Annotated in this window: 19 protein-coding genes and 1 other annotated feature; of the genes, 13 read left to right on the top strand and 6 right to left on the bottom strand. The window is 52.2% G+C overall.

The window, feature by feature from the left end; translation table 11 throughout:
• The first annotated feature begins 124 nt into the window (after positions 1–124).
• From creA to creD, 4 genes are read left to right on the top strand one after another with little or no spacing between them, the layout of a single operon-like run.
• Complete coding sequence (gene creA, locus SK34_RS19525) at positions 125–598, top strand: protein CreA (protein WP_003018998.1); 474 nt, start codon at positions 125–127, stop codon at positions 596–598.
• Positions 599–610: 12 nt separating this feature from the next.
• Complete coding sequence (creB, locus tag SK34_RS19520) at positions 611–1,300, top strand: two-component system response regulator CreB (protein WP_016149520.1); 690 nt, start codon at positions 611–613, stop codon at positions 1,298–1,300.
• On the top strand, positions 1,300–2,724 hold the full coding sequence (gene creC, locus SK34_RS19515) for a two-component system sensor histidine kinase CreC (RefSeq protein ID WP_048233945.1): 1,425 nt from the start codon (positions 1,300–1,302) through the stop codon (positions 2,722–2,724). Before creB ends, creC begins: the two co-directional genes overlap by 1 nt.
• 57 nt (positions 2,725–2,781) lie before the next feature.
• Positions 2,782–4,143, top strand: a complete 1,362-nt coding sequence (gene creD / locus SK34_RS19510; protein ID WP_048233944.1) for a cell envelope integrity protein CreD — start codon at positions 2,782–2,784, stop codon at positions 4,141–4,143.
• 60 nt (positions 4,144–4,203) lie between these two features.
• Here the strand turns inward: creD and arcA are convergent, their stop codons facing one another.
• Positions 4,204–4,920, bottom strand: coding sequence for a two-component system response regulator ArcA (gene arcA / locus SK34_RS19505; protein WP_001194359.1), 717 nt, complete (start codon positions 4,918–4,920; stop codon positions 4,204–4,206).
• 95 nt (positions 4,921–5,015) lie between these two features.
• Here arcA and yjjY point away from each other — a divergent pair, with 95 nt between their 5' ends.
• From yjjY to thrC, 6 genes are all read left to right on the top strand, one after another.
• Entirely contained in the window at positions 5,016–5,156 is a 141-nt protein-coding gene (gene yjjY, locus SK34_RS24745) for a YjjY family protein (protein WP_042998021.1), read from the top strand.
• Between the two features lie 398 nt (positions 5,157–5,554).
• Positions 5,555–6,241 (top strand): tRNA/rRNA methyltransferase, encoded by a 687-nt coding sequence (locus SK34_RS19500; RefSeq protein ID WP_003018988.1) that lies wholly within the window; start codon positions 5,555–5,557, stop codon positions 6,239–6,241.
• 206 nt (positions 6,242–6,447) lie between these two features.
• Positions 6,448–6,574, top strand: a sequence feature (Thr leader region).
• On the top strand, positions 6,453–6,518 hold the full coding sequence (gene thrL / locus SK34_RS24235) for a thr operon leader peptide (protein ID WP_032337689.1): 66 nt from the start codon (positions 6,453–6,455) through the stop codon (positions 6,516–6,518). Its footprint overlaps the feature before it by 66 nt.
• Positions 6,575–6,597: 23 nt before the next feature.
• A complete protein-coding gene (gene thrA, locus SK34_RS19495; protein ID WP_048233942.1) occupies positions 6,598–9,060 on the top strand; it encodes a bifunctional aspartate kinase/homoserine dehydrogenase I in 2,463 nt (820 codons plus the stop codon).
• 1 nt (position 9,061) lies between these two features.
• Complete coding sequence (gene thrB, locus SK34_RS19490) at positions 9,062–9,991, top strand: homoserine kinase (RefSeq protein WP_003018982.1); 930 nt, start codon at positions 9,062–9,064, stop codon at positions 9,989–9,991.
• 3 nt (positions 9,992–9,994) lie between these two features.
• Positions 9,995–11,281 carry a threonine synthase gene (thrC, locus tag SK34_RS19485; RefSeq protein ID WP_016149524.1) on the top strand — a complete coding sequence of 429 codons (1,287 nt, stop codon included), beginning with the start codon at positions 9,995–9,997 and terminating at the stop codon, positions 11,279–11,281.
• An 84-nt stretch (positions 11,282–11,365) separates the two neighbouring features.
• On the opposite strand, the gene yaaA is transcribed toward thrC, so the two are convergent.
• Positions 11,366–12,139, bottom strand: coding sequence for a peroxide stress protein YaaA (gene yaaA, locus SK34_RS19480; RefSeq protein ID WP_003018978.1), 774 nt, complete (start codon positions 12,137–12,139; stop codon positions 11,366–11,368).
• Positions 12,140–12,216: 77 nt separating this feature from the next.
• On the bottom strand, positions 12,217–13,647 hold the full coding sequence (locus tag SK34_RS19475; protein WP_048233940.1) for an alanine/glycine:cation symporter family protein: 1,431 nt from the start codon (positions 13,645–13,647) through the stop codon (positions 12,217–12,219).
• Positions 13,648–13,921: 274 nt separating this feature from the next.
• Between SK34_RS19475 and tal the strand changes: the two genes are divergently transcribed.
• The 3 genes from tal to SK34_RS19460 all read left to right on the top strand — a co-directional run bounded on the left by tal (position 13,922) and on the right by SK34_RS19460 (position 17,005).
• Positions 13,922–14,875 carry a transaldolase gene (gene tal, locus SK34_RS19470; RefSeq protein WP_003018974.1) on the top strand — a complete coding sequence of 318 codons (954 nt, stop codon included), beginning with the start codon at positions 13,922–13,924 and terminating at the stop codon, positions 14,873–14,875.
• 110 nt (positions 14,876–14,985) lie between these two features.
• A complete protein-coding gene (gene mog, locus SK34_RS19465; protein ID WP_048233939.1) occupies positions 14,986–15,573 on the top strand; it encodes a molybdopterin adenylyltransferase in 588 nt (195 codons plus the stop codon).
• A 124-nt stretch (positions 15,574–15,697) separates the two neighbouring features.
• On the top strand, positions 15,698–17,005 hold the full coding sequence (locus tag SK34_RS19460) for an MFS transporter (RefSeq protein ID WP_048233938.1): 1,308 nt from the start codon (positions 15,698–15,700) through the stop codon (positions 17,003–17,005).
• 34 nt (positions 17,006–17,039) lie between these two features.
• On the opposite strand, the gene satP is transcribed toward SK34_RS19460, so the two are convergent.
• The 3 genes from satP to SK34_RS19445 all read right to left on the bottom strand — a co-directional run bounded on the left by satP (position 17,040) and on the right by SK34_RS19445 (position 18,906).
• A complete protein-coding gene (satP, locus tag SK34_RS19455) occupies positions 17,040–17,606 on the bottom strand; it encodes an acetate uptake transporter (protein WP_003018969.1) in 567 nt (188 codons plus the stop codon).
• A 148-nt stretch (positions 17,607–17,754) separates the two neighbouring features.
• Positions 17,755–18,468, bottom strand: coding sequence for an acidic protein MsyB (msyB, locus tag SK34_RS19450; RefSeq protein WP_003845650.1), 714 nt, complete (start codon positions 18,466–18,468; stop codon positions 17,755–17,757).
• 33 nt (positions 18,469–18,501) lie between these two features.
• The gene (locus tag SK34_RS19445) at positions 18,502–18,906 is read right to left on the bottom strand and encodes a DUF2541 family protein (protein WP_003018965.1); all 405 of its coding nucleotides are present in this window, start codon (positions 18,904–18,906) and stop codon (positions 18,502–18,504) included.
• Positions 18,907–19,187: the final 281 nt, after the last annotated feature.

The raw sequence follows: 19,187 nt of genomic DNA, 5'->3' as shown, positions 1-19,187 counted from the left end.
TTTTGCTCATAAATGCTTTTTTCGGACATACGAAAGCGTGATTATTGTAATCCTGTGATCTGTATACGTTTTATCTTAGAATGTCGAATAATTGCACAGAGTAACTTTTAAAAATGGTAACAATATGAAATATAAGAGCTTAGTTATTTCTTCAATTCTGCTGATGTTGGCGCAGGTTGCCCATGCGGAGCAGATTGGATCTGTCGATACGGTGTTCAAAATGTTCGGCCCGGATCATAAAATTGTGGTCGAAGCGTTTGACGATCCGGATGTTACCAACGTGACCTGCTACGTGAGTCGGGCGAAGACTGGCGGCATCAAAGGTGGTCTGGGGCTGGCGGAAGATACCTCCGATGCCGCCATTTCCTGCCAGCAGGTTGGGCCGGTAGAACTGAGCGACAGAATCAAGAACGGTAAAGCTCAGGGCGAAGTGGTATTTAAAAAACGTACCTCGCTGGTGTTTAAATCTTTACAGGTCGTGCGTTTTTACGATGCGAAACGTAATGCGCTGGCCTATCTGGCTTATTCAGATAAAGTCGTCGATGGATCGCCCAAAAATGCCATTAGCGCGGTACCCATCATGCCGTGGCGACAATAACAAGGAAGCACAATGCAACAGCCGTTGATCTGGTTGGTTGAGGATGAGCAGGGAATCGCTGATACGCTTATCTACATGCTGCAGCAAGAGGGGTTTAGCGTAGAGGCGTTTGAGCGCGGATTTCCCGTGCTGGAGAAATCTCGCCAGCAATGCCCTGATGCCATCATTCTGGATGTTGGGCTACCGGATATAAGCGGTTTTGAACTGTGCCGACGTTTACTTGAACGCCACCCGGCGTTGCCGATCCTGTTTCTGACCGCACGCAGCGATGAAGTGGATCGCCTGTTGGGGCTGGAAATTGGCGCGGATGACTATGTTGCCAAGCCTTTCTCGCCGCGTGAAGTGTGCGCTCGTGTGCGTACGCTGCTGCGGCGGGTGCAAAAATTCTCCACGCCTTCATTGACAACGCGCTGTGGGGATTTTGAACTTAATGAGCTGGCCGCGCAGATTACCTGGTTCGGCATGCCGTTGAACCTGACGCGCTATGAATTCCTGCTGCTGAAAACATTCCTGATGTCGCCGGGACGTATTTACTCCCGCCAACAACTGATGGATTTAGTCTGGGCCGATGCGCAGGATACCTTTGACAGAACGGTCGATACCCACATCAAAACGCTGCGCGCCAAGCTGCGGGCCATCAACCCAGAGCTTTCCCCCATCAATACGCATCGCGGTATGGGATACAGCCTGAGGAGCGTCTGATGCGCATTGGCATGCGTTTGCTGCTCGGCTATTTTCTGATTGTTGCCGTCGCTGCCTGGTTCGTTCTGTCGATCTTTGTGCAGGAAATTAAGCCAGGCGTCCGTCGAGCGACTGAAGGCTCATTGATTGATACCGCCACGCTGCTGGCTGCGCTGGCGCGTGATGACTTACTCTCTGACACCCCCGCCAACGGCAAGCTGGCGCAGGCCTTTTCGCAACTGCATAACCGCCCATTCCGCGCCAATATCAGCGGCATTAACAAAGTACGTAATGAATACCATGTCTACATGACGGACGCGCAGGGCAAGGTGGTGTTTGATTCAGCTAACCAGGCCGTCGGTCAGGACTACTCCCGCTGGAACGACGTGTGGTTAACGTTACGTGGGCAGTATGGCGCTCGTAGTACGCCGCAAAACCCGGATGATCCGGAAAGCTCGGTGATGTACGTTGCCGCGCCGATTGTAGACGGTGGTCGTATTATCGGTGTGCTCAGTGTCGGCAAACCAAATGCAGCGATGGCGCCGGTGATTAAACGCAGTGAACGGCGAATGCTGTGGGCCAGCGCCGTATTGCTGGGTATTGCCCTGGTGATTGGCTTCGGGATGGTATGGTGGATAAACCGCTCCATTGCCCGGCTGGCGCGTTATGCCGATTCCGTTACTGAGAATCGCCCCGTCCCACTGCCTGATTTAGGCAGTAGCGAGTTACGCAAACTGGCGCAGGCGCTGGAAAGTATGCGTCTGAAGCTCGAAGGCAAGAACTACATTGAGCAGTATGTCTACGCGTTAACCCATGAGCTGAAAAGCCCGCTGGCGGCCATTCGTGGCGCGGCGGAGATACTGCGCGAAGGTCCGCCGCCAAACGTGGTAGCGCGCTTTACCGATAATATTCTGACGCAAAATGCGCGCATGCAGGCGCTGGTTGAAACCTTGTTACGTCAGGCGCGACTGGAGAATCGGCAGGACATTACGTTGACGCCAGTGGCGGTAGATGCGCTGTTTGCTCAGCTTAAAGAGGCGCGTAGCGTGCAGCTGGCGGCAAAAAACATCACGCTGACCATTCTGCCTTCATCGCTTAGCGTCGCAGCCGATCCCGCGTTACTGGAGCAGGCATTGGGGAATTTACTCGACAACGCTATCGACTTTACGCCACAGGACGGGACGATTGTTCTGAGTGCACATCAGCACGAGGATCGGGTCACGTTGCAGGTTACCGACAGCGGTAGCGGGATCCCTGACTTTGCGTTGCCGCGTATTTTTGAGCGCTTCTACTCGCTGCCCCGCGAGAATGGACACAAGAGCAGCGGTTTGGGGCTGGCGTTTGTCAGTGAAGTTGCACGACTGCATGAAGGCGCGGTGACATTATCTAACCGACCAGAAGGCGGTGCACAAGCTTCGTTTACGCTTCATCGTCACTTCACATAACTTCAAATTCTCCGCACATAGCTGTTCTACCTTGCTGATATTGCAAAGGAGAACGCTATGTTGAAATCACCCCTGTTCTGGAAAATCGTCACTCTGGGTGGCGCCATGCTGCTGTTGTTAATTCCCCTGACAATGGTCAGGCAGATAATCGTAGAGCGATCGGATTATCGCAATGACGTTGAAGATGCAATCCGCCAGAGCACCAGCGGACCGCAAAAGATGGTCGGCCCGTTGATAGCCATTCCGGTGACAGAGCTTTATACCTCGCTGGAGGATGGCAAAGAGATCCAGCGTAAGCGAAGCTATATCCATTTCTGGCTGCCGGAGTCGTTGGTGGTTGAGGGGAGTCAGAACGTTGAAGCGCGTAAAATCGGTATTTATGAGGGCCAGGTCTGGCACAATGACCTCTCGGTGAAGGCCGAGTTTAACGCTGAACGTTTGCGTGATTTAAACCATCCCAACGTCAGCGTCGGCAAACCATTTATCGTGGTTGGAGTGGGGGATGCGCGCGGGATTGGTGTGGTGCAAGCGCCGCAGGTCAATGGAACGTCGCTGGCGGTTGAGCCGGGGACGGGGTTGGATGGACGTGCGCAGGGGATCCACATTCCGTTACCCGACGCGAGCTGGGCGGAGCAAAACCTGAGCATGACGCTGTCGCTGAATTTGAGCGGAACAGGAGATTTCTCCGTTGTTCCGGTTGGCCGTAACAGTGAAATGACCTTAACCAGCAATTGGTCGCATCCCAACTTTCTTGGGGATTTTCTTCCGGCTAAGCGCGAAATCAGTGAGTCTGGATTCAATGCACAGTGGCAAAGCAGTTGGTTTGCCAATAACCTCGGCGAACGCTTTGATGGCGAAAAGATTGGCTGGGAGGGAATGCCTGCATTTAGCGTCGCTGTCGCCACGCCTGCGGATCAATACCAACTGACGGACAGGGCGACAAAATATGCCATTTTGCTGATTGTGGTGACCTTTATGTCTTTCTTTGTTCTTGAAAGCATGACCAGCCTTCGACTGCACCCGATGCAGTACCTGCTGGTGGGATTATCGCTGGTGATGTTTTATCTGTTGCTGCTGGCGTTGTCAGAACATATTGGTTTTACCGCCGCGTGGATTACGGCGAGTCTGGTGGGGGCGTTGATGAACGGTGTGTATCTGCAGGCGATATTACAGGGTTGGCTTAAGAGTATTTTGTTCACCGTAGCGCTGCTGGGGCTGGATGGTGTGATGTGGGTGTTGCTCCGTTCACAGGACAGCTCTTTACTGCTGGGAACCGGCGTGCTGTTGGTCGCGTTGTGTGGCGTGATGTTCCTGACGCGTCATCTTGACTGGCACTCGCTGGCACAGCCAAAACCAAAGCCGACAGAAATTCCGGAGTCTCAGCCTGCGCAGAGTGACGAGTTTCGCTTATGGAAATAGGGTTGTGGTGAAATGAAAAACGGCGCATATTGCGCCGTTTTTTTACCTGTGAGGATCGAATTAATCCTGCAGGTCGCCGCAGAAACGGTAGCCTTCCCCGTGAATGGTGGCGATGATTTCTGGCGTATCCGGCGTTGATTCGAAATGTTTACGAATGCGGCGGATAGTCACGTCAACGGTACGGTCATGCGGCTTCAGTTCGCGACCGGTCATTTTTTTCAGCAGTTCTGCGCGAGACTGGATTTTGCCCGGATTCTCACAGAAGTGAAGCATGGCGCGGAATTCGCTGCGTGGCAGTTTATACTGCTCGCCATCAGGACCAATCAGAGAGCGGCTGTTGATGTCCAGCTCCCAGCCATTGAACTTGTAGCTCTCGACGCTACGGCGTTCTTCGCTGACGGTACCCAGGTTCATGGTACGCGACAGCAGGTTACGAGCACGGATAGTCAGTTCGCGCGGGTTAAACGGCTTGGTGATGTAATCGTCTGCGCCGATTTCGAGGCCGAGAATTTTATCGACTTCGTTATCACGGCCCGTCAGGAACATCAGCGCAACGTTAGCTTGTTCGCGGAGTTCGCGCGCTAACAGGAGGCCATTTTTCCCAGGCAGATTGATATCCATAATCACAAGGTTGATGTCATATTCAGAGAGAATCTGATGCATTTCCGCGCCATCTGTCGCTTCGAATACATCATAGCCTTCTGCTTCGAAAATGCTTTTCAACGTGTTGCGTGTTACTAACTCGTCTTCAACGATAAGAATGTGCGGGGTCTGCATGTTTGCTACCTAAATTGCCAACTAAATCGAAACAGGAAGTACAAAAGTCCCTGACCTGCCTGATGCATGCCGTAAATTAACATGATCGGCGTAACATGACTAAAGTACGTAATTGCGTTCTTGATGCACTTTCCATCAACGTCAACAACATCATTAGCTTGGTCGTGGGTAGTTTCCCTCTGGACCCGACAGTGTCAAAAACGGCTGTCATCCTAACCATTTTAACAGCAACATAACAGGCTAAGACATGCCGGACACCCAATAAAACTACGCTTCGTTGACATATATCAAGTTCAATTGTAGCACGTTAACAGTTTGATGAAATCAACGTATCCAAATGTTTGCTTTCATCACAAAATTGCAATATTACAACTAGTTGCACGCGCTAATTAATAAATGTAATGAATCCAACCAATGCGATCCATTTTAAATTAAATTATCATGGATAAACAGAAGGATATGCAACTTTTGTTAACATAAAAGGCAATAGTTCAGCCTGGAAATAGTTTAGCATTTTTTACCGGATGCGAAATGCTTTTTCAGTGATTTCTGTTAAAAATATGTAAATTCGCGCTGCGTAATATGTTGATGCACGTCACATTATTACCTGCACACAGGCCAAAAGAGTATCGAAATGCGTTTAACAATTATTCTGGTTGCCCCCGCCAGAGCGGAAAATATTGGTGCGGCAGCCCGTGCGATGAAGACCATGGGATTCACCCAGTTGCGGATCGTTGACAGCGAGGCCCACCTGGAACCTGCCACGCGATGGGTTGCGCATGGCTCGGGTGATATTATTGATAATATTAACGTTTTTCCAACGTTAGCCGAGGCGCTTCACGACGTGGATTTTACCGTCGCGACCACGGCGCGCAGCCGCGCGAAGTTTCATTATTACGCTACGCCGGTCGAACTGGTTCCCCTGTTGCAGGAAAAATCAACGTGGATGGATCACGCCGCGCTGGTTTTTGGTCGTGAAGATTCGGGGCTGACCAACGAAGAATTGGCTCTGGCGGATGTCCTCACCGGGGTACCGATGGTGGCTGACTATCCATCACTCAATTTGGGGCAGGCAGTGATGGTGTATTGCTATCAATTAGCAGGTTTAATACAACAACCGGCCAGAAACATTGAGATGACGGATGAGCATCAGCTACAGGCATTGCGCGAACGTGTTTTGCGTTTATTAGCCACGCTGAACGTTTCTGACGACATTAAGTTGACGGACTGGCTGCAACAGCGAATGGGTCTGTTAGAGCAGCGAGACACGGCAATGTTGCACCGTTTTTTACATGATATAGAAAAAAATCTAACAAAATAAAGTTTTGATCAATGTTTGTTGTGCAGTGTTTTACTCTGGTTTCAAGTGGGCGAGACATGCTGTATTGGTTGAAAGTAAAAGGGCAAGCAGTCGCTCATGAACAAGTTTCGGAATGTGATCAATTTAAAAATTTATTGACTTAGGTCAGCAGATACTTTAACCCTAAAAGAATACAAGACAGACAGATAATAATTACAGAGCACACAACATCATGAAACGCATCAGCATCACTATTACCACAACCATCACCATTACCACAGGTAACGGTGCGGGCTGACGCGTACAGGAAACACAAGAAAAAGCCCGCACCTAAACAGTGCGGGCTTTTTTTTCGACCAAAGGCAATGAGGTAAACCATGCGAGTGTTGAAGTTCGGCGGTACATCAGTGGCAAATGCAGAGCGCTTTCTGCGGGTTGCCGATATTCTGGAAAGCAATGCCAGACAGGGGCAGGTCGCGACCGTGCTCTCTGCCCCCGCAAAAATTACCAACCATCTGGTGGCGATGATTGAGAAGACCATCGGTGGTCAGGATGCTTTAGCCAATATCAGCGACGCCGAACGTATTTTCTCTGAGCTATTGGTGGGTTTGGCCGCCGCGCAGCCGGGTTTTCCGTTGGCCCCGCTCAAAGCCTTTGTTGAACAAGAGTTTGCCCAGATTAAACACGTCCTGCATGGCATCAGCCTGTTGGGACAGTGCCCGGACAGCATCAATGCCGCGCTTATCTGCCGTGGCGAAAAAATGTCGATCGCCATCATGGCAGGCCTGCTGGAAGCGCGCGGGCACAACGTGACGGTCATCGATCCGGTGGAGAAATTGCTGGCAGTCGGCCATTACCTCGAATCTACCGTTGATATCGCCGAATCTACGCGCCGCATTGCCGCCAGCCGTATTCCTGCGGACCACATGATTTTGATGGCCGGATTTACCGCCGGGAATGAGAAAGGTGAGTTAGTGGTGCTGGGGCGTAATGGCTCCGACTACTCTGCCGCCGTACTGGCTGCCTGTTTGCGCGCGGATTGTTGTGAGATCTGGACCGATGTTGACGGCGTATATACTTGCGATCCGCGTCAGGTACCCGACGCCCGACTGCTGAAGTCGATGTCTTATCAGGAAGCGATGGAGCTTTCTTACTTCGGCGCCAAAGTGCTGCACCCGCGCACCATTACCCCTATTGCCCAGTTCCAGATCCCTTGCCTGATTAAAAATACCGGCAATCCACAAGCGCCTGGCACGTTGATTGGCGCCAGCAGTGATGACGACGATTTGCCGGTAAAAGGTATTTCTAATCTCAATAACATGGCGATGTTTAGCGTTTCTGGCCCAGGAATGAAAGGCATGGTGGGTATGGCGGCACGCGTTTTTGCCGCAATGTCGCGTGCGGGCATTTCGGTAGTGCTGATCACCCAATCCTCTTCCGAATACAGCATCAGCTTCTGCGTCCCGCAGGGCGACTGCGCGCGTGCGCAACGCGCCATGCAGGATGAATTCTACCTCGAACTGAAAGAAGGCCTGCTGGAGCCGCTGGCGGTGACTGAGCGTCTGGCTATCATCTCTGTTGTTGGCGATGGTATGCGTACTCTGCGTGGCATTTCGGCGAAATTCTTTGCCGCATTGGCTCGCGCGAACATCAATATCGTGGCGATCGCCCAGGGTTCGTCTGAGCGTTCTATTTCAGTGGTGGTGAACAACGACGACGCGACCACCGGCGTTCGCGTGACCCATCAAATGCTGTTCAACACCGACCAGGTGATTGAAGTGTTTGTGATTGGCGTAGGCGGGGTGGGCGGTGCGCTACTGGAGCAGCTTAAACGTCAGCAAACCTGGCTCAAAAAGAAGCATATCGATCTGCGCGTGTGCGGCGTGGCGAATTCGAAGGCTCTGCTGACCAACGTCCATGGTTTGAATCTGGAAAACTGGCAGGCGGAGCTGGAAAGCGCGAAAGAGCCATTCAACCTTGGGCGCTTAATTCGCCTGGTGAAAGAATATCATCTGCTTAATCCGGTGATTGTCGACTGTACGTCAAGCCAGGCGGTGGCGGATCAGTATGCTGATTTCCTGCGCGAAGGCTTCCATGTGGTTACGCCGAACAAAAAGGCCAACACCTCGTCGATGGATTACTACCATCAGCTGCGTTTTGCCGCCGCGAAGTCCCGGCGTAAATTCCTCTACGACACCAACGTGGGCGCAGGCTTGCCGGTAATTGAAAACCTGCAAAACCTGCTCAGCGCAGGTGATGAATTACAGCGTTTCTCCGGTATTCTTTCCGGCTCGCTGTCGTTTATTTTCGGCAAGCTGGATGAAGGCATGAGCTTCTCGCAAGCCACCACCATGGCGCGTGAGATGGGCTATACCGAGCCCGATCCGCGTGACGATCTTTCCGGCATGGATGTGGCACGTAAGCTGCTGATCCTCGCCCGTGAGACAGGTCGTGAGCTGGAGCTTTCAGACGTGGTCATTGAGCCAGTTCTGCCAAAAGAGTTTGATGATTCCGGTGATGTATCCGCGTTTATGGCGAAATTGCCACAGCTGGATGACGTCTTTGCCGCGCGCGTGGCGAAAGCCCGTGATGAGGGAAAAGTATTGCGTTATGTTGGCAATATCGAAGAGGACGGCGTTTGTCGCGTGAAAATTGATGCAGTAGACGGCAACGATCCGCTGTTTAAAGTGAAAAACGGTGAGAACGCGCTGGCATTCTATAGCCACTACTATCAGCCGTTACCGTTGGTTCTGCGCGGATATGGCGCGGGTAACGACGTGACGGCAGCGGGCGTCTTTGCCGACCTGCTACGCACCCTTTCATGGAAGTTAGGAGTCTGACATGGTGAGAGTTTATGCCCCGGCTTCCAGTGCCAATATGAGCGTCGGGTTTGATGTGCTCGGTGCGGCGGTAACTCCGGTGGACGGTTCGCTGTTGGGCGATGTGGTGTCCGTTGAGGCGGCTGATCAGTTCAGCCTGAACAACCTTGGGCGCTTTGCCAACAAGCTGCCGTCAGAGCCGCGCGAAAATATTGTCTATCAGTGTTGGGAGCGATTCTGCCAGGAGCTGGGTAAAACGGTTCCGGTGGCGATGACGCTGGAAAAAAATATGCCGATTGGCTCCGGGTTAGGCTCCAGCGCCTGTTCCGTCGTGGCGGCGTTAGTCGCTATGAACGAACACTGCGGTAAGCCGCTCAACGATACGCGCCTGTTGGCGATAATGGGCGAGCTGGAAGGGCGTATCTCCGGCAGTATTCATTACGATAATGTTGCCCCGTGCTTTTTGGGCGGCATGCAGTTAATGATCGAAGAAAACGGCATTATCAGCCAGCAGGTGCCAGGCTTTGATGAGTGGCTATGGGTACTGGCGTATCCGGGGATTAAAGTGTCGACGGCAGAAGCGCGGGCGATTCTACCTGCGCAGTATCGCCGTCAGGACTGTATCGCCCACGGGCGACATCTGGCTGGATTTATCCATGCCTGCTATTCCCGTCAGCCTGGGCTTGCCGCGAAGCTGATGAAGGACGTCATTGCTGAGCCGTATCGTACCCGCTTGCTGCCAGGCTTTAGTCAGGCGCGTCAGGCGGTAACAGAAATTGGCGCGCTGGCCAGCGGGATCTCCGGGTCAGGGCCGACGCTGTTCGCCTTGTGCGATAAGCCGGATACGGCGCAGCGCGTAGCAGATTGGCTGAGTAAAAATTACCTGCAAAATCAGGAAGGCTTTGTTCATATTTGCCGGCTGGACACGGCGGGCGCACGGGTACTGGGATAATCAATGAAACTGTATAATCTGAAAGATCATAACGAGCAGGTCAGCTTTGCGCAGGCCGTCACGCAAGGGCTTGGCAAGAATCAGGGATTGTTTTTTCCGCACGATCTACCGGAATTCAATCTGACAGAAGTGGATGAGATGCTGAACCAGGACTTCGTTAGCCGCAGCGCGAAGATCCTGTCCGCATTTATTGGTGATGAGATCCCTCAGGAAATTCTGGAAAAACGCGTGCGTGCTGCATTTGCTTTTCCGGCACCGGTTGCTCAGGTTGCCGCAGATGTCGGCTGTCTGGAACTGTTCCACGGCCCTACGCTTGCATTTAAAGACTTTGGCGGGCGCTTTATGGCGCAAATGCTGACGCACATCAGCGGCGACAAGCCGGTAACCATTCTGACGGCGACCTCAGGTGATACCGGCGCGGCGGTTGCACATGCCTTTTATGGCCTGAAAAATGTGCGCGTGGTGATCCTCTACCCGAACGGCAAGATCAGCCCATTACAGGAAAAACTGTTCTGTACGCTGGGCGGTAACATTGAAACTGTAGCGATTGATGGCGATTTTGATGCCTGCCAGGCGCTGGTGAAACAGGCGTTTGATGACGAAGAGCTGAAGGTGGCTCTGGGACTGAACTCGGCTAATTCAATTAACATCAGCCGTTTGCTGGCGCAAATCTGTTACTACTTTGAGGCTGTGGCTCAGCTACCGCAAGAGGCGCGGAATCAGCTGGTGATTTCTGTTCCCAGCGGTAACTTTGGCGATCTGACCGCCGGGCTGCTGGCGAAATCACTGGGCTTGCCGGTGAAGCGTTTTATCGCGGCGACTAACGTTAACGATACGGTTCCGCGTTTCCTTGCTGAAGGTGAGTGGGCGCCGAAAGCGACTCAGGCGACGTTATCGAATGCGATGGATGTCAGCCAGCCGAACAACTGGCCGCGCGTGGAAGAACTGTTCCGCCGTAAAATCTGGCGTCTGAATGAGCTGGGTTATGCCGCCGTTGATGATGCCACGACTCAGGACACCATGCGTGAGTTACATGAGATAGGCTACACCTCAGAACCGCATGCGGCGGTGGCTTACCGTGCGCTGCGTGACCAACTGAACCCTGGCGAGTACGGCCTGTTCCTTGGTACTGCGCATCCGGCGAAGTTTAAAGAAAGCGTTGAAGAGATTCTTGATCTGACGCTGGCGTTGCCAAAAGAGCTGGCGGAACGCGCGGACTTGCCGCTGCTTTCTCATCACCTGCCTGCTGATTTTGCGCAACTGCGTAAGCTGATGATGACCCGCGGGTAATGGTTGTGCCCGCTGGCGCTTTGCTTAGCGGGCCTACAAAACCTGTAGGCCGGATAAGGCGTTAGCCGTCATCCGGCATGTAAATTATTGCTCGTGGCGTTTAAACACCAGTTCGCCGTTTCCTGACGCTTCTTCATCAAAGAAATAGCCTTCGCTGTTAAATGCGGTCAGCTGTTCCGGCTGCGTTAAGCGGTTCTCAATGATGTAGCGGCTCATCAGGCCGCGCGCTTTCTTGGCATAAAAGCTGATGACTTTGAACTTGCCGTTTTTCTCGTCGAGGAAGACTGGTTTAATCAGCTCGGCATTGAGCTTTTTCGGCTTCACAGATTTAAAATACTCATCCGAAGCGAGGTTAATCACCACGCTGTCGCCTTGTGCTTCAAGTGCTTCATTAAGTTTATCGGTGATGATATCTCCCCAGAACTGGTAGAGATCTTTACCCTTCGCATTGGCCAAACGAATGCCCATCTCCAGACGATAAGGCTGCATCAAATCCAGTGGACGTAGAACGCCGTACAGTCCGGACAACATCCTTAAATGCTGCTGAGCGAAGTCGAAATCCGCCTCGCTGAAGGTTTCAGCCTGCAGCCCGGTATACACGTCGCCCTTAAATGCCAGAATGGCCTGGCGCGCATTGTCCGGCGTGAAGTCAGGCTGCCAGTCATGGAAACGCGTGGCATTCAAATCCGCCAGTTTGTCGCTAATTCCCATCAGCTTGCCAATCTGCGGCGCAGAGAGCTGGCGCGCCACATGGATAAGCTGCTGAGAGTGATCCAGCAGTTCGGGTAGCGTATGGCGTGTTGTTGCCAGCGGACTTTGGTAGTCGAGCGTTTTTGCAGGTGAAATCAGAATCAGCATATCCAGTCCTTGCAGGAAATTTACTGCGACTTTAGCAAAAAAAACGACTGAATTGATCGATGGTTGCGATTGCCGCGCTATTCGCGCGGCGTTTCATCCCAGCTTTCGGGGGCAAGCTGTTGTCTGATATCAGGATAACGGTGCGGATCGAATTCCGGGCGCACCCCGAGTTTACGCTGGCGCAGATAGTCGCTGGCGATGGTATGGACAACCGGAGAAAGCAGCAGAATCGCTGTCAGGTTAGTAATGGCCATACAAGCCATAATGATATCGGCCAACTGCCAGACCAGCGGGAAGCTGACAAACGTTCCGCCGATAATGGTGCTAATGGTAGCGATTCGCAATAGCCAGATGACGCGCATATTGTCCAGTTTCAGAAAGACGAGATTGTTCTCCGCATAGATGTAGTTGGCGACGATCGAGCTAAAGGCAAACAGAATCACAATAAAAGCCACGAATCCGGCTCCCCATTCTCCCGTCAGCGTTACCATTGCTTTTTGAAGTAACTGGATGCCTTCCATGGGGACATAACTGGTGCCATTGCCTGCCAACAGAATAATCATCGCGCTAGCCGTACAGACCACGAGAGTGTCGCCTAATACCCCAATCATTTGCACAATGCCTTGTGCCGCAGGATGCGGTGGCCAGGAGGCGGCCGATGCGGCTGCATTCGGCGTAGATCCCATTCCGGCTTCGTTAGAAAACATGCCGCGCTGAAAACCGTTGGCAATAGCCTGGCTTAGCGTATATCCGGCCGCACCCGCTGCTGCTTCCTGCCAGCCAAAGGCGCTTTTTATAATGGTGACGATAATGTCGGGAAGCTGCCCGATATGCCACAGACAGATGATGATGCTACTTCCAACCCACAGCAGTGCCATCATCGGAACGAACCATTGCATCAGGCGTGCGACGCCTTTAATACCGCCGACGATGACCAGTAATGACACTATTGCCAGTGCGATACCGGAGAAGAGGGGAGGGATGTCAAAAGCAAAGGTCAACGCACGAGAGACCGAGTTCGCCTGAACGCTGTTAAAAATCAGTCCATAGGCAATCAGTAAAAAGATGGCAAAAAGGACGCCCATCCAGCGCATGCCCAGACCACGTGCCATATACCACGCAGGACCACCGCGGAACTGTCCTTTGCTATCGCGTTCTTTATACAGTTGGGCAAGTGAGCACTCGGCGAATGACGTTGCCATACCAATGACCGCTGAGACCCACATCCAGAAAATGGCTCCAGGGCCGCCAGCGGCGATCGCCAACGCTACGCCGGCCAGGTTCCCGCTACCGATACGCGCGGCAAGGCTGGTGCACAGAGCCTGAAAGGAAGTTAAACCGCCCGGCTGCGGGCTAATGCTGTTTTTAAGACTTGTGCCAAACTGGCGAATGTAGCGGAACTGCACGAACCCTGTACGCCAGGTGAACCAACATCCTGCGCCAAGCAGGAGGTAGATCATCACCGATCCCCAGAGTATTTCATTAATAAATGAGAAAAAATCAGGCATTAACATCCCTCTTGTTGATGCCGGTAAGCGCGAAGATTTCCGTGTAAGCGCTACCAATAATCGACCAGTATATACCTTGTCATGAGAGTGATTGCGGGAGTTTATCATAACAATCGTTATATCCCGCAATTGCGCATCACAGGCTTTGAGATGCGTAATCAGGGCTGAGCAGCGGGTCGGACAATCCAGGCGGTTGCGCTGAGAGTGCGTCGTGCTATCATCAGGGAAGATCGGTTACATCCCCCTAACAAGCTGTTTAAAGAGAATCGCTATCATGACGGACAAATTGACCTCCCTTCGTCAGTTCACCACAGTAGTGGCCGACACCGGAGACATCGCGGCAATGAAGCTGTATCAGCCTCAGGATGCCACAACTAACCCTTCTCTCATTCTTAACGCAGCGCAGATCCCAGAATACCGCAAGCTGATTGATGACGCTGTAGCCTGGGCTAAGCAGCAGAGCAACGACCGCGCACAGCAGATCGTCGACGCGACCGACAAACTGGCAGTAAATATCGGTCTGGAGATCCTGAAACTGGTCCCGGGTCGTATCTCTACTGAAGTTGACGCTCGTCTGTCTTACGACACCGACGCGTCCATCGCGAAAGCAAAACGTCTGATCAAGATGTACAACGACGCTGGGATCAGCAACGATCGCATTCTGATTAAACTGGCTTCAACCTGGCAGGGCATCCGTGCCGCTGAGCAGCTGGAAAAAGAAGGCATCAACTGTAACCTGACTCTGCTGTTCTCCTTCGCGCAGGCACGTGCATGTGCAGAAGCTGGCGTATACCTGATTTCTCCGTTCGTTGGTCGTATTCTTGACTGGTACAAAGCCAACACTGACAAGAAAGAGTATGCACCGGCAGAAGATCCGGGTGTGGTTTCCGTAACGGAAATCTACGAGTACTACAAACAGCACGGTTACGAAACCGTGGTGATGGGGGCGAGCTTCCGTAACATCGGCGAAATCATTGAGCTGGCAGGCTGCGATCGTCTGACGATTGCTCCGGCACTGCTGAAAGAGCTGGCGGAAAGCGAAGGCGCTATCGAACGTAAACTGTCCTTCTCCGGCGAAGTGAAAGCGCGTCCTGCACGCATCACCGAAGCTGAGTTCCTGTGGCAGCACAACCAGGATCCGATGGCTGTAGATAAACTGGCGGACGGTATCCGTAAGTTTGCTGTAGACCAGGGTAAACTGGAAAAAATGATCGGCGATCTGCTGTAATCATTTAAGCGTGGCCCTGATATGGGTCACGCTACCTCTTCTGAAACCTGTCTGTCCTTCCTTTCGCAGTGTATCATTCTGTTTAACGAGACTGTTTAAACGGAATAATCATGAATACTTTACGCATTGGCCTGGTTTCCATTTCTGACCGTGCTTCCAGCGGCGTTTACCAGGATAAAGGTATCCCGGCCCTTGAAGAGTGGCTGGCATCTGCCCTTACCACCCCTTTTGAGGTGCAAACGCGACTGATCCCGGATGAACAGGCGATCATCGAACAGACCTTATGCGAGCTGGTGGATGAAATGAGCTGTCATCTGGTGCTGACTACCGGCGGAACGGGCCCGGCACGTCGCGACGTGACCCCCGATGCTACGCTTGCCGTCGCTGACCGCCAGATGCCAGGCTTTGGCGAACAGATGCGCCAGATAAGTCTGCACTTTGTGCCAACGGCTATTCTCTCCCGCCAGGTCGGTGTGATTCGCAAACAGGCGTTGATCCTGAATCTGCCTGGGCAGCCGAAATCGATCAAAGAAACGCTGGAAGGCGTGAAAGATGCCGACGGTAAGGTTATCGTACCGGGTATTTTTGCAAGTGTACCGTATTGTATACAGTTGCTGGATGGGCCGTATGTGGAAACCGCACCGGCTGTTGTAGCATCTTTTCGTCCTAAAAGCGCAATTCGCGATACAAACGCCTGAAAGTAGCCCGATCGTGACATAAGTGCCAATCACAGTGGAGTGTTGAATTGTTTACGATATAGTAATTTTTGCTTTACATATATCGACAGACAGATTCAATAACTCCACTGACTGATGGTTTGCTATGTCACAACACACTCGACCGCTGAATCGCCAGGATTATAAAACTCTTACGCTTGCTGCCCTCGGCGGTGCGCTTGAGTTTTATGATTTCATTATCTTCGTCTTCTTTGCCGCTGTTGTTGGTGAACTCTTCTTTCCGGCAGACATTCCTGAGTGGCTACGTCAGGTGCAAACCTTCGGCATTTTTGCCGCCGGATATCTGGCGCGTCCGCTGGGTGGCATTATCATGGCGCACTTTGGCGATCTGGTCGGGCGTAAGAAAATGTTCACCCTGAGCATTTTGCTGATGGCGATACCGACGCTGGCGATTGGTCTTTTGCCTACCTACGCCTCAATGGGGATCCTCGCACCGCTGTTGTTACTGCTGATGCGCATTTTGCAAGGCGCTGCCATCGGCGGAGAAGTGCCGGGCGCGTGGGTGTTCGTGGCGGAGCATGTACCGGAGCGCCGCATCGGCATTGCCTGTGGCACGCTGACCGCCGGGCTGACGGTGGGGATTCTGTTGGGGTCGGTGGTTGCGACGCTGGTGAATACCAACCTGATGCAACAGGCGGTGCATGACTACGGCTGGCGTATCCCGTTCCTGCTGGGGGGCGTTTTTGGGCTGGTGGCGATGTACCTGCGTCGCTGGTTGCAGGAAACGCCCATCTTCCTCGAAATGCAGCAGCGTAAAGCACTTGCGCAAGAGCTACCGGTGAAGTCGGTGGTGAGTAAGCATAAAAAAGCGGTGGTTATTTCAATGCTGCTGACCTGGCTGTTATCGGCCGGGATTGTGGTGGTGATCCTGATGTCACCAGTCTGGTTGCAGAAGCAGTATGGCTTTGCACCCGCGCTAACGTTACAGGCCAACAGTGTCGCTACCATTATGCTGTGCGTCGGCTGTCTGCTGGCCGGATTTATTGTCGACCGGGTCGGCGCCAGCAAAACCTTTATTGTCGGCAGCCTGCTGCTGGCCTGTTCGAGCTGGTTTTTCTATCACCTGACCGGCAGCCATCCTCAGCACTTGTTCCTGTTATACGGGCTGGTGGGATTATGCGTTGGCGTAGTCGGCGCCGTGCCTTATGTCATGGTGCGGGCGTTTCCGGCGGAAGTCCGTTTTACCGGTATTTCCTTTTCCTATAACGTCTCATATGCCATTTTTGGTGGTCTGACGCCAATCGCCGTGACGATGTTAATGGGCGTGTCGCCAATGGCTCCGGCCTGGTATGTGCTGGCGTTATCGCTGGTGGGGTTAGGTTTGGGAATTTGGCTGCGACAGGATATTTATCATCGCGATACGAGCGTACAGGGAGAGTTACAGCGTTTGTAAGGAATATCCCCCCGTCAGGGGGGATATTGTCAGATTAGTGCGCTTCACCAATCGGCAGGATGGTACGGCCAAACTGTTCGTTCAGCACTTCACCCATCGCCAGGTAAATGGCGCTTGCGCCACACACTAAGCCAACCCAACCCGCTACGTGAATGATTGCTTCGTTACCTGCAATGTTGCCAACGGCCAGCAGGGCGAACAGCACTGTCAGGCTCAGGAACACGAACTGCAGCATGCGCGCGGCTTTCAGCGTACCGAAGAACATGAACAGAGTGAACACGCCCCACAGACCCAGGTAAGCGCCCAGGAACTGACCATTGGTTGCATCCGCGAGGCCCATTTTCGGCATCAGCAGAATCGCAACCAGCGTCAGCCAGAACGAACCGTAGGAGGTAAAGGCGGTTAAACCGAAGGTGTTGCCTTTTTTATATTCCAGAAGACCGGCAAAAATTTGCGCGATACCGCCGTAGAAAATGCCCATCGCCAGAATAATAACGTCTAAAGCGAAGAAACCCGCGTTATGCAGGTTAAGCAGAATGGTGGTCATGCCAAAGCCCATCAGGCCCAGCGGTGCCGGATTAGCCAACTTAGTGTTGCCCATAATTCCTCAAAATCATCATTGATTGAATGGTGAAATAGTTTCCCCAAATAACGATCACTGTCTTCGGGGCGCGGCATAATAATCAGGGGAGAGGGCACTGTCTATGATCTAACGAAGGGAAAACGAATTATTTTCCCTGTGATGGGCATCACGCTTGTGTGTGGTTGAGCATTCTGCGCAGGCAGGCAATGTGGAGTACAGCCGGGATCGTCACCCGATAAGCGCTGCCGCTCACCGCTTTAACCCCGTTTAAAGCCGCACCTACCGGGCCGCCAAGTCCGGCTCCGCGCAGTAATCCGTGCCCGATTACGCTGACGGCGGCGTGGGTTCGCAGAATTTTGGTTAACTGGCCGGAGAGCAGGTGAGAGACGCCTTTTGCCAGGTGACGATCCTTCAATAATAACGGTAGCAGTTCTTCCAGTTCAGAAACTTTTGCATCGACAGCCTGCAGAAATTCCTGCTTTTGTCCGGCATCCATTTTTTGCCAGGCGTTGCGTAAAAAGTGCTCCAGCAGAGACTGTTCAATTTCGAACGTGGACATCTCTTTATCAGCTTTAATCTTCAGACGCTTCGAAACGTCCAGCAAAATCGCCCGATACAGTTTTCCATGTCCACGGAGTTTATTGGCAATGCTGTCGCCCCCATAATGCTGCAGTTCGCCAGCAATCAGTTGCCAGTTGCGGCGGTGCTGTTCCGGATGTCCTTCCATCGATTTAAATAAATCGTTGTGGTTGAGAACGCTCGACAGACGGGCTTTCCCCTTTTCATTATGTGTAAGCAGGCGGGTAATATTGGCGAGCTGCTCCTCACTGCAATGCTGAAGAAAATCGAGATCGTCGTCATTCAAATAGGTGACATTCATGTTTCTATGGCTTTTGAATAAAAGTATGGGGAATTAGTCGTCGCCGATGATTTTCAGCGTCGCCATATCAGAAGAGTTCACCGTATGGCCGGAGAAGGTAATTTTTTTCACGCAGCGCTTATTGTCGTTGTCGCTATTGATGTTGATCCAATTGGTCGTTTGCCCTTCTTTGATGGAGGAAGGCACGTTCAGACTCTGGCTGGACATGCGGGCAGCTTTGAAATAAACCGATGCACCACTGAGCTGTAAATCACCATGATCGGCCGTAAGTTGAATGCGTTTCACCACGCGGCAAACAGGAAGTTTCAGCGTTAGATCGTTGGTTTCATTACGAGGCATGGCGATCACTCCGAGGACTTTATGATCGTTAGCGTGTGCGGCGCTGCTCAGCAGCAGGCCCATAAGCAGGCTGGCGGAAAGGGTTAATACGGATTTCATGGAATTTCTCTTTGACGGCTGTAAAAGTGTGTCGTTTCAGACCATCTTACCGCTGTCAGAATCATGATTCATGCTTGTAATCTTTTCTTTTTATTACAATTTTTATGTGAATGGCTGTGCTGAATTTATCTGTTTTATGAATTAATTTTGATTTGAGACTATTCATTTTTTAATCTTTTAGCCTTTTTTCTGCGATTTTATTGCCACAAGGCTAAAAAAAATTTTCATGCCCCCCTTGATGACGTGGGTTACGACCCCATCTTGTAAGCAACCGCAGTGGT

The sequence above is a fragment of the Citrobacter sp. MGH104 genome, from assembly GCF_001034485.1.
Lineage (GTDB): Bacteria > Pseudomonadota > Gammaproteobacteria > Enterobacterales > Enterobacteriaceae > Citrobacter > Citrobacter freundii.
Note: the sequence above shows the minus strand (reverse complement) of the source record. Positions and strands in the feature narration are given on the sequence as shown.

Excerpts from the sequence above, each read along its gene's own strand:
- yjjY (WP_042998021.1), top strand. The coding sequence starts at position 5,016 with ATGACTAAAGTACGTAATTGCGTTCTTGATGCACTTTCCATCAACGTC.
- creA (WP_003018998.1), top strand. The coding sequence starts at position 125 with ATGAAATATAAGAGCTTAGTTATTTCTTCAATTCTGCTGATGTTGGCG.
- yaaA (WP_003018978.1), bottom strand. The coding sequence starts at position 12,139 with ATGCTGATTCTGATTTCACCTGCAAAAACGCTCGACTACCAAAGTCCG.
- SK34_RS19500 (WP_003018988.1), top strand. The coding sequence starts at position 5,555 with ATGCGTTTAACAATTATTCTGGTTGCCCCCGCCAGAGCGGAAAATATT.
- thrB (WP_003018982.1), top strand. The coding sequence starts at position 9,062 with ATGGTGAGAGTTTATGCCCCGGCTTCCAGTGCCAATATGAGCGTCGGG.
- creC (WP_048233945.1), top strand. The coding sequence starts at position 1,300 with ATGCGCATTGGCATGCGTTTGCTGCTCGGCTATTTTCTGATTGTTGCC.
- creB (WP_016149520.1), top strand. The coding sequence starts at position 611 with ATGCAACAGCCGTTGATCTGGTTGGTTGAGGATGAGCAGGGAATCGCT.
- tal (WP_003018974.1), top strand. The coding sequence starts at position 13,922 with ATGACGGACAAATTGACCTCCCTTCGTCAGTTCACCACAGTAGTGGCC.
- arcA (WP_001194359.1), bottom strand. The coding sequence starts at position 4,920 with ATGCAGACCCCGCACATTCTTATCGTTGAAGACGAGTTAGTAACACGC.
- SK34_RS19460 (WP_048233938.1), top strand. The coding sequence starts at position 15,698 with ATGTCACAACACACTCGACCGCTGAATCGCCAGGATTATAAAACTCTT.
- msyB (WP_003845650.1), bottom strand. The coding sequence starts at position 18,468 with ATGAATGTCACCTATTTGAATGACGACGATCTCGATTTTCTTCAGCAT.
- satP (WP_003018969.1), bottom strand. The coding sequence starts at position 17,606 with ATGGGCAACACTAAGTTGGCTAATCCGGCACCGCTGGGCCTGATGGGC.
- thrC (WP_016149524.1), top strand. The coding sequence starts at position 9,995 with ATGAAACTGTATAATCTGAAAGATCATAACGAGCAGGTCAGCTTTGCG.
- mog (WP_048233939.1), top strand. The coding sequence starts at position 14,986 with ATGAATACTTTACGCATTGGCCTGGTTTCCATTTCTGACCGTGCTTCC.
- thrA (WP_048233942.1), top strand. The coding sequence starts at position 6,598 with ATGCGAGTGTTGAAGTTCGGCGGTACATCAGTGGCAAATGCAGAGCGC.
- creD (WP_048233944.1), top strand. The coding sequence starts at position 2,782 with ATGTTGAAATCACCCCTGTTCTGGAAAATCGTCACTCTGGGTGGCGCC.
- SK34_RS19475 (WP_048233940.1), bottom strand. The coding sequence starts at position 13,647 with ATGCCTGATTTTTTCTCATTTATTAATGAAATACTCTGGGGATCGGTG.
- SK34_RS19445 (WP_003018965.1), bottom strand. The coding sequence starts at position 18,906 with ATGAAATCCGTATTAACCCTTTCCGCCAGCCTGCTTATGGGCCTGCTG.